The organism is Siculibacillus lacustris (assembly GCF_004328075.1).
Taxonomy (GTDB): domain Bacteria; phylum Pseudomonadota; class Alphaproteobacteria; order Rhizobiales; family Ancalomicrobiaceae; genus Siculibacillus; species Siculibacillus lacustris.
Map to the genome: position 1 here is coordinate 44001 of NZ_SJFN01000003.1, position 15235 is coordinate 59235.

Sequence of the window (15235 nt, forward strand, 5' to 3'; positions counted from 1 at the left end):
CGGCGACGGGCGGACCCGTCGCCGGAAGTCGGGCTCAGCGCAGAGCCTTCTTGGCGTTCTCCGGCGCCAGGACCACGGCGATCAGGGCGAGCGCGGCGATCACTTCGAAGTAGATGATCACCGAGGTGAAGCTGCCGGTCTTGCCCATCAGGGCGGTGCCGACCAGCGGCGCGATGCCGCCGCCGAGGATGATGCCGAGCTGCTTGCCCAGCGACGAGCCGGAGACGCGGATCGAGGTGGGGAACAGTTCGGCGGTGTAGGCGGCTTCCGGGGCGAACATCAGCGCATGGATGACGCCGATCGACACGACCAGTCCGCCGATCAGCAGCCAAGCTTCGCGGGTGGCGACCAACTCGAAGAAGATCGGGTACCAGATCGCCGCCAGAACGATGCCGAGGATCAGGAACGGCCGGCGGCCGAAGCGGTCGCTGTAGGCGGCGATGATCGGCACCATGAACATCTCCAGGATGTTGGCGAGCATCGTGCCGGAGGTCACCGACGACGGTGCCATGCCCAGCGTCTTCACCGCATAGCCGAGCACGAAGACGGTGCTCATGTACTGGAAGGTGCTGTGGACCATGTTGGCGAGACAGCCGCGCAGGGTCGCCAGTTTCCAGTTGGCGAAGACCTCGAGCAGCGGCATGCGCGCGACCTTGGACTCGGCCTTGGCCTGACGGAACAGCAGCGATTCGTCGACATGGGCGCGGATGTAGGTGCCGATCAACACCAGCACGAAGCTGAACAGGAACGGCACGCGCCAGATCCAGTTGACGAATTCCTCGCGGGAATAGAGCGCGCCGAGTCCGGCGATCAGGCCGGAGGCGGCGATGATGCCCATCGGGCCGGAGGCATTGACCCAGGAGGCGAAGAAGCCGCGCCGTCCCGAGGGGGCGTTCTCGAGGGTCAGCGACACCGCGTTCATGTACTCGCCGCCGAAGGCGAATCCCTGGACGAAGCGCAAGGTGACCAGGGCGATCGGCGCGAACAGGCCGAGGCGGTCATAGCTCGGCAGACAGCCGATCAGGAAGCTGGCGATGCCCATCAGCAGGAAGGTCATCATCAGCATGGCCTTGCGGCCGATCTTGTCGCCGTAGTGGCCGAACACCATGCCGCCGAGCGGGCGGGCGACGAAGCCGACCGCGAAGGTGGCGTAGACCGCGACCATGCTGGCGACCGAGTCCATCTTCGGGAAGAAGAAGGTGTCGAAGACGATCGGCGCGGTGAAGGCGTAGATGAAGAAGTCGTAGTGCTCGATCGCCGAACCGAGCGACGACGCGACCACCAGACGCCGGAAGGCCGGGGTGGTGCGGGCGGAGGCGAGCGGGGCCGCCGGATCGGCGGTCCCCGTCGCTCCCGACAGGGGGGTCTCCTGGGCTGTCATGGCATCCTCCTCGTGAGTTCTTCTTGTTTTCGATTCGATGGTTCAGGGCGAGAGCGTTCGGTCCCCGCTCAGTATTTCTTCGCCGCCAGGAAGGCGCGCATGCGCGCGGTCTTCTCGGGCGTGGCGAACATCAGCTGGAAGGACTTGTGTTCGGAGCGCAGGCCGACGTCGAGCGGGCTCGACTGGGCTTCGAGCACCAGTTGTTTGACGTGGCGCACCGCCAGCGGCGGCAGGGCGGCGATGTCGGTGGCGAGGCGCAGGGCTTCCGGCAGGACCTCGTCGTCGGCGACCAGGGTCGAGACGATGCCGAGCTTTGCCGCCTCTTCGGCGCCGAAGGGGGCGCCGGTCAGCATCATCCGCATGGCGACGTGCTTGCCGACGACGCGGGTCAGGCGCTGCGTGCCGCCGCCGCCGGGGATGATGCCGAGCCGGACCTCGGGTTGACCGAATTTCGCCGAGCGCCCGGCGACGATGATGTCGGCGTGCAGCGCCAGTTCGCAGCCGCCCCCGATCGCCGCGCCGCGCACCGCCGCGACGATCGGCTTGGGGCAGTCGGCGATCGCGCCCCACAGGGTCGGCAGATCGCGGGCGAGGAGCTCGGCGGCGTCGGCGTCGACATATTCGTTGAGGTCGGCACCGGCGCAGAAGGCGCGGTCGTCGCCGGTGAGCACCACGGCGCGGATCTCGGGATCGGCGGTGATCGCCCGAAATGCGGCGGCGAGCGCGTGGCGCAGCGCCAGATTCATGGCATTGCGGACCTCGGGCCGGTTCAATTGCACCAGCGCGACGCCGTCGGCGGGCCGCGAGATCAGGAGGAGGGGGGCGGGTTCGGTCATGTCAGCGGCCCTCGAACACCGGCGGACGTTTCTCCAGCATCGCGGCGACCGCTTCGGCGTGGTCGGCGGTGCCGTGGGCGATCGCCTGATGGGCGGCGGCCATGTCGAGAATGGTCTCGAGGCGCTGGTGCTGGGCTTCCTTGAGCAGGCGCTTGGTCCAGCGCAGCACCTGCGGCGGATTGGCGGCGATGCGGGCGGCGGTGGCCAGCGCCGTCGCCATCAGCTTCTCCGGGGGTACGACTTCGGAGACCAGGCCGATCGCCAGGGCCTTGGCGGCGTCGACGGGGGCGCCGGTGAAGGCCATCTCGGCGGCGTGGGAATAGCCGACGATGCGTGGCAGCAGCCACGAACCGCCGTCGCCGGCGACGATGCCGACCCGCACGAAGCTCTCGGCGAAGACCGCGCGATCGGAGGCGACACGGATGTCGCACATGCAGGCGAGGTCGCAGCCGGCGCCGATCGCCGGGCCGTCGACCGCGGCGATGGCCGGCACGTCGAGGGCGGAGAAGGCGCGCGGGATGCGCTGGATGCCGGTGCGGTAGCGCTCGATCAGGGTGGCGGCGGGGCCGCCGAACATGCCCTTGTGCTCGTGCATGTCGCGGATGTTGCCGCCCGAGGAGAAGGCGCCGCCGGCTCCGGTGACCACGATGCAGCGGACGTCGAGATCGGCATTGGCGCGGGCGAGGGTGTCTTCGATCGCCGCGAAGAAGGCGTCGCCGTTGAGGGCGTTGCGGGTCTTCGGGTCGTCGATGGTCAGAATCAGGACGTGACCGTCCCGCTCGGTGCGGAGTTCGGCACTCATCGCGCTACGCCTCCCCGGCGTGTCGGGCCGGTTCGAGCCGGTCCGCGGTTCTGAGGGATCGCGGCGGGCGGGTCGAACCGTCCGCCGCGGAAGTTTCGGGAAGCGTCAGGCGCCGACCATGGCGAGGCCGCCGTTGCACAGCATGAACTGGCCGGTCATGTGGCGGGATTCGTCGCCGGCCAGGAACAGCACCGGGCCGACCATGTCCTCGGGCGAGGCGATGCGGGCGAGCGGGGTCTGGGCGAGGACCTCTTCGCGGCGGCCGTTCTTCCAGTCGAAGCGGTTCTTCAGCGCCTCGGTCTCCATGAAGGCGGCGCCGAGGGTGTTGACGCGGACCTTGGGAGCGAGCGCCCGGGCGTAGGACTTGGTCAGGCCGATCACGCCGTATTTGGCGGCGGCGTATTGCGGGGCGCGCGGGCTGCCGGCGACCACCACCTGCGAGCCGATGTTGACGATCGAGCCGCCGGCGCCGTCGCCGTCGACCATGCGCAGGCCGACTTCGTGGATCATGAACATCGTGCCCTTGATGTCGACGGCGAGGGTGTGGTCGACCACCTTCTCGTCCATCTCGCGCCAGGACTTCTGGTCGAGGGCCATGTCGCCGACGTTGTTGATCAGCACGTCGATCCGGCCGAAGGCGCCATAGGCGGCCTCGGTGATCGCCAGCACTTCCGCATGCGAGGCGATGTTGCCCTTGACGGTGATGGCCTTCCGGCCGAGCGCGCGGATCTCGTCGGCGGTCGCCTCGGCGCCGGCGGACGAGGAATTGTAATGGACGACCACGTCGGCGCCCTCGGCGGCGAAGGCCAGCGCCAGGCTCCGGCCGAAGCCGCGTCCTGCACCGGTGACCAGCACCTTCTTGTCCTGAAACCTACCCATGACGTTCCTCTTCTTCTGTCTTTTGCTCACCCCCGATCCGGCCGCAGGGGCCGGTCGGATCGGGGCGAAGTCCGGCGGCGGCGCTCGCGGGGTTCAGCCGAGGCGCCGGACGAGGTCGGTGAATTCGGCGTCGGTGACCAGACGCCGGTTGGTGATGGCGATCTTCTTGACCGCGGCGAGGAGGGCGGCATGGCTCGCCTCCGGCACGTCGAGGCCGAGATCGCGGCACTTGATGCCGATCGAGGCGACGCCACTCTTCTTGCCGAGGACGATGCCGCGCGGCGTATCGAGGATCGTCGACGAATAGGGCTCGATCGCCTGGGGGATGTGGAACTGGGCGGCGACCGCCCCGGTCTCGCGGATGAACAGGTTCTGTCCGACCACCGCCTTCCACGGCTCCAGCGCATAGCCGGCGATCGCCCGGAGGCGTTCCGACGCGGCGCGGATGCGGTCGAGGCGGAAGCCGGTCTCGACGCCGTAGAGCAGCTCGAGGGCCATGGCGATCTCGGGCAGGCTGGCATTGCCGGCCCGTTCGCCGATGCCGTCGACGGTGCCGTGGACCCAGCTGGCGCCGGCGTTGATCGCGGCTATCGCTCCGGCGGTGCCGAGACCGAAGTCGTTGTGACCGTGCCAATGGATCGGCACGTCACCGGCCCAGGACTTCACGCGCCGAACCAGGAAGTCGACCGCCTCGGGCGAGGCGATGGCCAGCGTGTCGACGATCGCCAGTTCCTTGGCGCCGGCGTCCAACGCCGTCTTGTAGGCGGTCTCGAAGAAGTCGAGGTCGGCGCGGGTGGAGTCGACGCCGAAGAAGGCGACGTGGATGCCGCTCTTCACCGCATGCGCCACGGCATTGCCGATGCGCTGGAGGACCTTGTCACGGGACACTTCGAGGGCGGCGAGCTTGGCGTCGGAGATCGGCGCCTCGACCACCGCGAACTTCATGCCGAGGTCGGCGACGGCGTCGACGTCCTCGATCATCGCCCGGGCGAAGCCCCAGATTTCGGCCTTCAGGCCGGCCTGGGAGATCGCGCGGATGGCTTCCTTGTCCTCGTCGGAGACCCGGGGGAAGCCGGCCTCGATGCGGCCGACCCCCAGTCCATCGACCAACTTGGCGATCTCGAGCTTCCGCTCGGGATCGAAGACCACGCCGACGGCCTGTTCGCCGTCACGCAGCGTCGTGTCGTAGAAGCCGGCGGTCCGCTTCGGGCGGCCGGCGAGGGCCAGCGCATTGAGGGTGCCGGTCCACACCAGATCGGGATCGATGGTGCTCATGTTCCGCCTCTCAGAAGCCCTGGAATTCGGGAGCGTCGACGCCGTAGGCGTCCTTCCACGAAATCACCGGGTTGCGCAGGATGCCGATCTTCTCGATTTCGGCTTCGATCACGTCACCGGGCTTGAGGTACCAGGCCTGGGGATCGGCGCTGAAGGCGGCCACGCCCGACACCGTTCCGGTGGTCAGGATGTCGCCGGCCGAGAACCCGGTGGGCGAGAACTTGGAGATCAGCTGCGGCAAGGTCACCGACATGTGGCTCGAGTTGGAGATCTGCCGCTTCTCGCCGTTGACCCGGAGTTCGAGGGCCAGATTGTAGGGGTCGGGAATCTCGTCGGCGGTGACGATCCACGGGCCGAACGGGCAGAAGGTGTCGATCGCCTTGGAGAAGCTGAAGTTCGCCGACTGCATCTCGCGGCGCTGGATGTCGCGGGCGGTGATGTCGTTGAAGATGACGTAGCCGCCGATGTAGTCCTTGGCGTCGGTCTCGGCGATGAACTTGCCCGGCTTGGCGATCACCACACAGAGCTCGAGCTCGTAGTCGAGCTCCTTGGTCAGATGCTCCGGATAGACGATCGGGGCGTCGGGGCCGATGATCGCGTCGACGTTCTGGAAGAACACGATCCACGGCTTGATCGCCGCCACCCAGTTCGAACGATCGCCTTCGTGGGCGTGTTCGGCGTAGTTGCCGGCCGAGTGATAGATCTTCTTGGGGATGATCGGGGCCTGGAGCTTCACCGCGGCGAGGGGGAAGCGGCGGGCGGTCTTGAGGCGCTCGGCGTGATCCTGGACCGGCGTACCGAGCTCGAACAGCGAACGCATGTCGGGCACGTCGAGCACCACGACGTCCTCGCCCTCGAGGGCTCCGACCAGCTTCTCGTCGCCGACGGCGAATGTGACCAGCTTCATGACTTCCTCTCCTGATTTTCGACGCCGGTTCCGGTCTGTGCCGCCCTCGGCGACGCACCGACCCGTCGCCCGGATCGGGGCGGATCCGGGCAAGTGGGGCAGGGGCGACGCGTTCGGGACGGGAGACCGGCGACCGATCTGGTTGTCGAGGCGGACTCTAGGGCGACGGCCGTGGCCCGGTCCAATACTCATTCTTGGGAACACCATCGGCGCCGGTTATGGTTCGACGGTGGGAGATCCGGCGCGTCGGCGCACGCGAAAGCGCCCGACGAGGGGACCCGTCGGGGATGGGCGGCACGGACGTGTCGGAAGGTCGAGGGGCGATGTTGCCCCCCGGGAAGTCGAGGAGGCGCGCCGCGGCTCGCCTCCTCCCTTCGCAGCGGTTCAGCGACGACCGCGGACGGTCGTCGGCGCGATCACTTCAGCATCTCTTCCGGCAGGGCGACGCCGTTGTAACGCTTGTAGATCTCGTCGAGCTTGCGGTTCTTGAGGTTGGCGTGGACCCACTCGTTGACGGCGGCGCGCAGCGCGTCGTCGCCCTTGCGGATGCCGACCGCATAGGGGTTGGTCTTGAGGACGAACTTGACCTCCAACGGATTGGCCGGGATGCGCGGGTTGACCGCGGCCATGATCTGCGGCGAGGAGGCCATGATCCCGACCTGACCGGAGACCAGGGCGGTGACCAGGGTGGAGTCGTCGTCGTAGCGCACGATGTCCGCGCCAACCGCCTGCGCGGTCACTTCCTTGTCGTTGGTCGATCCGCGGGTGGTGCCGACCCGCTTGCCGACGATGTCGGCGACGCCCTTGATCGCCACGTCCTTCGGCGCGGCGACGACGCTCTGGATGACGCCGTAGGGATCGGAGAAGTCGATCACCTTCTTGCGTTCCTCGGTGACGCTGAACGAGGCCATCACCAGGTCGGCCTTGCCGGTCAAGAGGAAGGCGACCCGATTGGGGCTGGTGACCTCGACGATCTCCAGCGGGTAGCCGAGATGCTCGGCGAGCAGGCGGGCGCTTTCGACGTCGGCGCCGATCGGCTGCATCGTGGCGTCGGTCATGCCGAAGGGCGGCGAGCCGAGGTCGACGGCGATCAGCACCTTCTTGCGCGCCTTGATGTCGGCGAGGGTGTCGGCGCGGGCCCGGGTCGGGGCGCCGATCAGCGTACCGGCGGCGACGAGCCCCAGGGACGAGGCGAGAAAATCACGGCGTTTCATGGGGTTCCATCCTCGGGTTTCGCGGCGCCGTTCGAGCGACGGGCCGTCGGTTTCTGGTTGCGACGGTAGCGCGCCGGCAGCTCACATTTCGCCGCCGACGAACTTTCTCAATTCGGGGGTCTGCGGATCGTCGAGCATGGCGCCCGGCCCGGTTTCCCACACGGTTCCGCGGTGCATGTAGACGACCTTGGTCGCGACCTTGCGGGCGAAGGACATCTCGTGGGTGACCAGGATCATCGTCATGCCGCCGCGCGCCAGGTCCTCCATCACCTTGAGCACCTCGCCGGTCAGTTGCGGGTCGAGCGCCGAGGTGACCTCGTCGAACAGCATCAGTTTGGGCTGCATGGCCAGCGATCGGGCGATCGCCACCCGCTGCTGCTGGCCGCCGGACAGTTGCTCCGGATAGTGATCGGCCTTCTCGGCGAGCCCGACGCGGGCCAGCACGTCCTGAGCGAGGGTGCGGGCGTCGGCCTTGGACAGGGACTTCACGCACATCGGCGCCAGCATGATGTTCTGCTCGGCGGTGAGATGGGGGAAGAGGTTGTAGCTCTGGAAGACGATGCCGACGTCGCGGCGTAGGGCGCGGCGGTCGAGCTTGGGATCGTGGACGGCGTGACCGCAGACCTCGATGGTGCCCTCCTCGATCCGTTCGAGCGCGTTGATGCAGCGCAGCGCCGTCGACTTGCCGGATCCCGACTGGCCGATCACCGCGGCCACTTCGCCGCGCCCGACCTCGAAGGAGACGCCGTTCAGGACCTTGACCGCGCCGAACCGCTTGTGGACGTTGGTGAGACTAACGACGGCCGACATTGAGCTTCCTTTCGAGGCTTCGGCTCCAGGTCGAGAGAGGGAAGCAGATGGCAAAATAGAAGATTGCGACGATCACGAAGATCTTGAAAGGCTCGAAGATCGAATTGTTGATGACCTTGCCGGCCTGCGACAGCTCGATGAAGCCGACCACCGACGCCAGCGAGGTGTTCTTGACGATCTGGACCATGAAGCCGACCGTCGACGGCGTGGCGATCTTCACCGCCTGGGGCAGGATCACCCGCGTCATGCGTTGCCAGCGGGTCATCGCCAGACATTCGGCGGCCTCCCACTGGGTCTTGGGCACCGATTCGATGCAGCCGCGCCAGATCTCGGCGAGGAAGCCGGAGGCGTAGATGGTCAGGCCGACGCCGGCGGCGAGGATCGCCGGGACGCGGTTGAAGCCGAGGATGGCGACGCCGAAATAGATCAGGAACAACAGGATCAGCAGCGGTGTGCCCTGGATGATCTGGATGTAGACCGCCGCGGCGTTGCGCACCCAGCGGTTCGGCGAGATGCGGGCGAGGGCCATGGCGAAGCCGAGCAGGCCGCCGCCGAGGAAGGCGATCGCCGACAGGCCGATCGTCCACAGCGCGGCCCAGCTCAGATATTCGAGATGGACGATGGTGAAGGTCGGCATGGTCGGACCTCTCAGAGCGGCGTGCCGAGTTTGCGGCGACGGACGAAGGCGACGAGGCCGAAGCCCATGAACCCGAGCCGCACCACCATCGACAGCGCCAGATAGAGGACGCCGACCACGATGTAGGTCTCGAAGCTGCGGAAGGTGTCGGACTGGATGCGGTTGGCGACGGCGGTCAGTTCCTCGGCGGAGATCTGCGAGGTGATCGACGAGGCGAGCATCAGCAGCACATATTGGCTGGTCAGCGCCGGATAGACCCGCTCGATCGCCGGGCGCAGGATGACGTGCCAATAGGTCTGGACGCGGCTGAGGCCGAGACATTCGGCGGCTTCGAGCTGGGCCTTGTGGATCGACTCGATGCCGGCGCGGACGATCTCGCAGGTGTAGGCACCGACGTTGACGACCAGCGCGGCGACCGCTGCGAAGTTCGCCGAGAGGTGGATGCCGAGGGTGGCGATGCCGAAATAGACCAGGAAGATCTGCACCAGCAGCGGGGTGTTGCGGATCACCTCGACATAGGTGGCGATCACGGCACGCACCCAGGGCGATCCGTCGGCGCGACCGATGGCGCAGAGCGTGCCCAGGGCAAACCCGAGCACCGTGGCGACCGCCGACAGTTGCAGCGTCAGCCAGACACCCAGCGCGAATTCACGCCAATAGGGCAGGAGGGCGAGGAAGTCGAACCGGTAGCTCATCGCCGGCCCCGCGTCGTCGGACCGGCGCGGCGCGAATCGAGCCTCGGATACCTCTGCGACCGCTGTGCGCGCGGTGCTTTCGCCATGCCATCCTCCCCAGGAGCCATTGTATTTTTATGCACAAAGTCCCCATTGGCGGGACGCTGTCAATCGCTATTCTAGGGAAAATGGTCGATGACCGCCTCGGCGGATCGTCGTCTCGAAGGGCGGAACGCAGCGTGAAGAGCAACACCGTCTACAAGCGCGCCTACAACCGTTGCCTGGAGCTGATCGCCGACCGGGCGGTGGCGACCGTCCTGCCGTCGGAAGCCGATCTGGCGCGGCGGCTCGACGTCAGCCGCACCACCGTGCGCGCGGTCCTGCGAGCGCTGACCGACGCGGGACTCGCCGAGGCGGTCGGTCCGCACCGCGTTCTGGCGCGCCGGCCGGAAGCCTCGGATCGCTTTCCCGAGCCCCAGACCGAATCGGTCGGGGCGGCGGTCGAGCGGCAGTTCATGGAATGGACGCTGCAGGGCGACTTCCGGGCCGGACAGAGCATCAACTGCGCCGAACTCGCGCGCAAATTCGCCACCTCGACCACGGCGATCCGCGAATATCTGACCCATTTCCAGCATTTCGGGCTGGTCGAGCGACGGCCCAACAGTTCCTGGGTGTTCAAGGGGGTGACCACCGACTTCGCCGCCGAGATCTACGAGATCCGCGAGATGTTCGAGATCCGCTCGGCCCATCGCTTCGCCGAACTCGCGCCCGACCATCCCGCCTGGGGCGAATTGGCGGCGATCGAGGAGGCGCATCGGCTGCTGCTCGACCACATCGACATCCGCTACCGCGAATTCTCGCGGCTCGACGAGCGGCTGCATCGGCTGATCCACGAAGCCTCGCGCAACCGCTTCATCCAGAACTTCCACGACGTGATCTCGATGATCTTCCACTACCACTACCAGTGGAACAAGGCCGACGAGCGCGAGCGCAACACTGCGGCGGTGCACGAGCATCTCGCCTATATCGCGGCGCTGCGCAGCTGCGATCGGGCGGCGATCGACGCCGCCTGTCGGGCGCATCTGAAGACGGCGCGCGCCACCTTGCTGCGATCGATCGACGCCGGGCCGTTCAAGACCGGCTGACGGCGTCGATCGACCGGGGGCTCAGGCGTCGCCGGCAGCTTTCGCGGGTTTCGGCGGCGGGCTCGCGGGGGCGTTCTGGCGGGCGATCATCCAGCCGGGATATTCGGGCGGCAGGGCCGAGACCGCGTCGAGGCGGGCGAGCTCCTCGGCGGAGAGCACCAGATCGGCGGCGGCGAGGTTGTCGTCGAGCTGGGCGAGCGAGGTCACGCCGATGATCACCGACATCACGAAGGGTCGGGCCAGCACCCAGGCGAGGGCGACGCGGGCGACCGAGGTGGCGTGCGCGGCGGCGATCGGGCGCATGGCGTCGACGACTGCGAAGGCGCGGGTGCGGTCGACCGGCGGGAAGTCGAAGACGGCGCGGCGGGCGCCGTCGGGGCCGTTGCCGTCGCGGTCGAACTTGCCGGAGAGCAGGCCGCCGGCGAGCGGGCTCCACACCATCAGGCCGACCTTCTCCTCGAGGAGCAGCGGCGCGATCTCGCGTTCGAGGTCGCGGCCGGCGATCGAATAATAGGCCTGGAGGGTGGCGAGCCGAGCCCAGCCGTGGGCGTCGGCGATGCCCAGCGCCTTCATGATCTTCCACGCCGGCCAGTTGGAGACGCCGACGTAGCGCACATGCCCCTGGCGCACCAGATCGTCGAGCGCCCGCACGGTCTCCTCGACCGGGGTGACCGGATCGAGGCCGTGGATCTGGTAGAGGTCGATGTAGTCGGTGCCGAGCCGCTTCAGGCTGGCCTTGACGCCGTCGATGATGTGGCCGCGCGAGGCGCCGCGATCGTTGGGGCCGGGCCCGACCGAGCCGAACACCTTGGTGGCGAGGACGATGTCGGAGCGGCGGCCGGCGGCGGCGATGGCGCGGCCGGTGATCTCCTCCGACAGGCCCTCGGAATAGACGTCGGCGGTGTCGATGAAATTGACCCCGGCGTCGACGGCGCGGGCGACCAGGCGATCGGCGATCGACTGGTCGAGGGTGCCGATCGCCGTCCAGAAGCCGCGACCACCGAAGGTCATGGTGCCGAGGCAGATCTCCGAGACCTTCAGGCCGGTCCCGCCGAGTGTCTTGTAGCGCATGGCGATCCTCATGGGAAAACGCGACCCGCGGCGGTCGGCGACCGGCGGGCGCGACGAAAATGATCGAGCGTCGCAGCGGCGACACGCGTTCGCCGGCCGGAGGGAGCCCCCGGCCGGCGATCACGCCACCGCCATCATGATCGTCGGCGCGGCGTCGGGCCATCCCCGGCGGGCGCGGCGGCGATCACGTCGTCGTCAGACCGCGTCGAGGCGGGTCCAGGCGGCATCGGCGCGACCCGAGGCCACCGCGGCGGCGATGAAGCGCACACCGCGCACACCGTCGCGGACCGTCGGAACCACGGTCGCGGCGGAGTCGGGCGCACGCTTCTCGAGACGCGCCGTCAGGAGTTCGGCGGCGTCGGCGTAGATCTGGGCGAAGCCCTCGAGATAGCCCTCGGGGTGGCCGCTCGGCACCCGGCTGGCGTGAGCGGCGGCGGCGTCGGCGCCGGCGCCGGCGCGGATGATGGTGCGCGGCGGTTCGCCGAACACGGTGAAGCGCAGCTCGTTGGGGCTCTCCTGTGCCCATTCCAGGCCGCCGGTTTCGCCATAGACCCGGAGCCGCAGGGCATTGGCGTTGCCGGGGGCGACCTGGCTGCACCACAGGGTGCCGCGGGCGCCGCCGGCATAGCGCATCAGCACGCCGGCGTTGTCGTCGAGGCGCCGGCCGGGCACGAAGCTCGACAGATCGGCGGCGACCGCCTCGCAGGTCAGGCCGGAGACGTATTCGGCGAGATTGAAGGCATGGCTGCCGATGTCGCCGAGCGAGCCGCCGGCACCGTTGCGGGCGGGATCGGCGCGCCATGCGGCCTGTTTCTGGCCGGTGGTCTCCAGCGCGGTGGTCAGCCAGTCCTGGGGATATTCGACCTGGACCACCCGGACCTTGCCGATCGCTCCGGCCGCGACCATGCCGCGGGCCTGCCGGACCATCGGATAGCCGGTGTAGTTGTGGGTCAGGACGAAGACCTGGCCGGTCTTGTCGACCAGCGCCGCCAGCGCCTCGGCTTCCGCGACGGTCATGGTCATCGGCTTGTCGCAGATGACGGCGATGCCGGCCTCGAGGAAGGCCTTGGCGGCGGGGAAGTGGACGTTGTTGGGGGTGACGATCGCCACCGCGTCGATGCCGTCGGGCCGCGCGGCTTCGGTCTTCGCCATGACGGCGAAGTCGGTGTAGGCGCGGTCCGGGGCGAGGCGCAGGTCGGCGGCGGAGGCGAGCGCGCGGGCCGGGTCGGCGGAGAGCGCGGCGGCGACCAGTTCGTAGCGATCGTCGATGCGGGCGGCGATGCGATGGACGGCGCCGATGAAGGCGCCGCGGCCGCCGCCGACCATGCCGAGCCGCAGACGGCGGCCGACCGAGGCGTCGGAAGATCCTTCGATGGTCATGGTCGGGTCCTCTCAGGCGATGCCGAGAATGCGGCGATTGGCGGCGAGGTCGGTGCCGGCGCCGGCGAAGTCGTCGAAGGCCTTCTCGGTGACGCGGATGATGTGGTCGTGGATGAAGGGGGCACCTTCGGCGGCGCCCTGTTCGGGATGCTTGAGGCAGCATTCCCACTCCAGCACCGCCCAGCCGTCGAAGCCGTGGCGGGTCAGGCGCGAGAAGATCGCCGCGAAATCGACCTGGCCGTCGCCGAGCGAGCGGAAGCGGCCGGCGCGATCGACCCACGGCTGGTAGCCGGAATAGACGCCCTGGCGGCCGGTCGGATTGAACTCGGCGTCCTTGACGTGGAACATCCGGATGCGCTGGTGATAGATGTCGATGTAGTCGAGATAGTCGAGCTGCTGCAGCACGAAGTGACTGGGATCGTAGAGGATGTTGCAGCGCGGATGATTGCCGACGCGCTCCAGGAACATCTCGAAGGTGCGGCCGTCGAACAGATCCTCGCCGGGGTGGATCTCGTAGCAGACGTCGACGCCGGCCTCGTCGAAGGCGTCGAGGATCGGCCGCCAGCGGCGCGCCAACTCGTCGAAGGCGGTCTCGATCAGGCCGGCGGGACGCTGCGGCCAGGGGTAGAGATAGGGCCAGGCGAGCGAGCCGGAGAAGGTGGCATGCGCCGTCAGCCCGAGGTTCTGCGAGGCCTTGGCGACCTTCATCATCTGGTCGACCGCCCAGGCCTGACGGGCGGCGGGATTGCCGCGCACCGCCGGCGGGGCGAAGCCGTCGTACATCTCGTCATAGGCGGGATGGGCGGCGACCAATTGGCCCTGAAGATGGGTGGCGAGTTCGGTGACGACGAGGCCGGCATCGGCGAGGACGCCGCGGATCTCGTCGCAATAGGTGCGGCTCTCGGCGGCGCGGGCGAGGTCGATCAGGCGTCCGTCCCAGGCGGGGATCTGGATGCCGACGTAACCGAGCTCGGCGGCCCAGGCCGCGATGTTCGGCAGGCTGTCGAACGGTGCGGCGTCTCCCGCGAACTGGGCGAGGAAGATCGCCGGCCCCTTGATGGTCTTCATGGCCGTACTCCGATCGGGAAAGGCGGCGGCGGCTCGCAGCCCGCGACGGGGGAGCCTGCCGGGTGGACGAGGTCGAGCGGCGGGGCGCCGGCGGCGGCCGCCGTCCGCTCGTCGCCGGGCCGGGCGGCCGGCGGCGGCGAGCGGCAGGTCGGGCCGTCCCGCCGCGACGCGGGACGGCGGGGCCGAGATCAGAACGGCGAGTCGGGATAGTAGAACTTCGCGGCATTCTCCGGGGTCACCAGGGTCGCGTCGACGATGTATTCCTTCTTGAGCTGCGCGTTCTCCATCAGCTTGGAGGCGGTCAGCTCCATGGCGTCGGCGATCATCTTCGGGGGATAGAGCACGTCGGCGGGCACGAAGGTGTCCTTGTCCATCACGCGCTTGATCATCTCCTTCATGCCGGCGCCGCCGAGGATCCACATTTCCTTCTCGCGATTGGCCTGCTTGACGGCTTCGATGACGCCGAGGGTGATGTCGTCGTCCTGGGCCCACACCGCGTCGATCTTCGGGAAGCGGGCGAGGAAGTCCTGCATCACCTTGAAGCCGTCGTCACGGTTCCAGTTGGCGTATTTCATGTCGAGGACCTTGATGTCGGTCTTCTTGATGATCTCCATGAAGGCGTCGACGCGCTGGTTGTCGATCACCGTCGGAATGCCGCGCAACACCACGATGTTGCCCTTGCCGCCCAGCTTGTCCTTCATGTAGTTGGCCGAATTGGCGCCCATCTGCGGGTTGTTGCCGGCGACGTAGAGGTCCTGGATCGTCGGATCGGTGAGGCCGCGGTCGACGATGGTCACCCACTTGCCGGCCTTCTTGACCTGGCGCACCGGCTCGGTCAGCGGATCGGACTCGAAGGGCAGGATCACCAGGGCGTCGATGGCGCGGGCGGAGACCAGATCCTCGAGATCGTTGGCCTGGCGGGTGGCGCTGCCGGCGGTGACCAGGGCGATGGTCAGGTCGGGATACTTCTTCTCCAGCGCCGCCTTGGCCTGCTGGGCGTGCCAGTTGAGGCCGCCGGCCCAGCCGTGGGTGGCGGCGGGGATCGAGACGCCCATGGTCTTCTTGGCGGCCGCGTCGGCGGAGCCGGCGAGGCACAGCATGCCGATGGCGAGGGCGGCGATGCCGAGGGTCCACTTCATGGTCTTCACTCCCTGTT

The 15235-nt window shown here is 68.2% G+C and carries 15 protein-coding genes; 1 reads left to right on the plus strand and 14 read right to left on the minus strand.

What is annotated here, in order from left to right:
* Nucleotides 1-34: 34 nt before the first annotated feature.
* The 10 genes from EYW49_RS02765 to EYW49_RS02810 form a co-directional block, all read right to left on the minus strand.
* On the minus strand, nucleotides 35-1381 hold the full coding sequence (locus EYW49_RS02765) for an MFS transporter (RefSeq protein ID WP_131305805.1): 1347 nt from the start codon (nucleotides 1379-1381) through the stop codon (nucleotides 35-37).
* 68 nt (nucleotides 1382-1449) lie between these two features.
* Nucleotides 1450-2217 carry an enoyl-CoA hydratase-related protein gene (locus tag EYW49_RS02770; RefSeq protein WP_131305808.1) on the minus strand — a complete coding sequence of 256 codons (768 nt, stop codon included), beginning with the start codon at nucleotides 2215-2217 and terminating at the stop codon, nucleotides 1450-1452.
* A 1-nt stretch (nucleotide 2218) separates the two neighbouring features.
* Complete coding sequence (locus tag EYW49_RS02775; RefSeq protein WP_131305811.1) at nucleotides 2219-3019, minus strand: crotonase/enoyl-CoA hydratase family protein; 801 nt, start codon at nucleotides 3017-3019, stop codon at nucleotides 2219-2221.
* Nucleotides 3020-3124: 105 nt separating this feature from the next.
* On the minus strand, nucleotides 3125-3898 hold the full coding sequence (locus tag EYW49_RS02780; protein WP_131305814.1) for an SDR family NAD(P)-dependent oxidoreductase: 774 nt from the start codon (nucleotides 3896-3898) through the stop codon (nucleotides 3125-3127).
* 93 nt (nucleotides 3899-3991) lie between these two features.
* Nucleotides 3992-5173, minus strand: a complete 1182-nt coding sequence (locus EYW49_RS02785; protein ID WP_131305817.1) for a homoaconitate hydratase — start codon at nucleotides 5171-5173, stop codon at nucleotides 3992-3994.
* Nucleotides 5174-5183: 10 nt separating this feature from the next.
* Nucleotides 5184-6080 (minus strand): fumarylacetoacetate hydrolase family protein, encoded by an 897-nt coding sequence (locus EYW49_RS02790; RefSeq protein WP_131305820.1) that lies wholly within the window; start codon nucleotides 6078-6080, stop codon nucleotides 5184-5186.
* Between the two features lie 416 nt (nucleotides 6081-6496).
* Complete coding sequence (locus EYW49_RS02795) at nucleotides 6497-7294, minus strand: transporter substrate-binding domain-containing protein (protein WP_131305823.1); 798 nt, start codon at nucleotides 7292-7294, stop codon at nucleotides 6497-6499.
* Between the two features lie 81 nt (nucleotides 7295-7375).
* The gene (locus EYW49_RS02800; RefSeq protein ID WP_131305826.1) at nucleotides 7376-8104 is read right to left on the minus strand and encodes an amino acid ABC transporter ATP-binding protein; all 729 of its coding nucleotides are present in this window, start codon (nucleotides 8102-8104) and stop codon (nucleotides 7376-7378) included.
* Nucleotides 8088-8741: an amino acid ABC transporter permease gene (locus EYW49_RS02805; RefSeq protein WP_131305829.1), complete on the minus strand. Its 654-nt coding sequence runs from the start codon at nucleotides 8739-8741 to the stop codon at nucleotides 8088-8090. The genes EYW49_RS02800 and EYW49_RS02805 overlap by 17 nt, the downstream gene beginning before the upstream one ends.
* A gap of 11 nt (nucleotides 8742-8752) precedes the next feature.
* Nucleotides 8753-9436, minus strand: a complete 684-nt coding sequence (locus EYW49_RS02810) for an amino acid ABC transporter permease (RefSeq protein WP_131305832.1) — start codon at nucleotides 9434-9436, stop codon at nucleotides 8753-8755.
* A gap of 218 nt (nucleotides 9437-9654) precedes the next feature.
* On the opposite strand from EYW49_RS02810, the gene EYW49_RS02815 reads away from it, so the two are divergent.
* A complete protein-coding gene (locus tag EYW49_RS02815) occupies nucleotides 9655-10560 on the plus strand; it encodes a GntR family transcriptional regulator (RefSeq protein WP_131305835.1) in 906 nt (301 codons plus the stop codon).
* A gap of 21 nt (nucleotides 10561-10581) precedes the next feature.
* On the opposite strand, the gene EYW49_RS02820 is transcribed toward EYW49_RS02815, so the two are convergent.
* The 4 genes from EYW49_RS02820 to EYW49_RS02835 all read right to left on the minus strand — a co-directional run bounded on the left by EYW49_RS02820 (nucleotide 10582) and on the right by EYW49_RS02835 (nucleotide 15218).
* Nucleotides 10582-11631, minus strand: coding sequence for an aldo/keto reductase (locus EYW49_RS02820; RefSeq protein ID WP_131305838.1), 1050 nt, complete (start codon nucleotides 11629-11631; stop codon nucleotides 10582-10584).
* Between the two features lie 195 nt (nucleotides 11632-11826).
* Nucleotides 11827-13011, minus strand: coding sequence for a Gfo/Idh/MocA family protein (locus tag EYW49_RS02825; protein WP_131305841.1), 1185 nt, complete (start codon nucleotides 13009-13011; stop codon nucleotides 11827-11829).
* A 12-nt stretch (nucleotides 13012-13023) separates the two neighbouring features.
* The gene (locus tag EYW49_RS02830) at nucleotides 13024-14079 is read right to left on the minus strand and encodes a sugar phosphate isomerase/epimerase family protein (RefSeq protein ID WP_131305844.1); all 1056 of its coding nucleotides are present in this window, start codon (nucleotides 14077-14079) and stop codon (nucleotides 13024-13026) included.
* A gap of 188 nt (nucleotides 14080-14267) precedes the next feature.
* Nucleotides 14268-15218, minus strand: a complete 951-nt coding sequence (locus EYW49_RS02835; protein WP_131306232.1) for an ABC transporter substrate-binding protein — start codon at nucleotides 15216-15218, stop codon at nucleotides 14268-14270.
* Nucleotides 15219-15235: the final 17 nt, after the last annotated feature.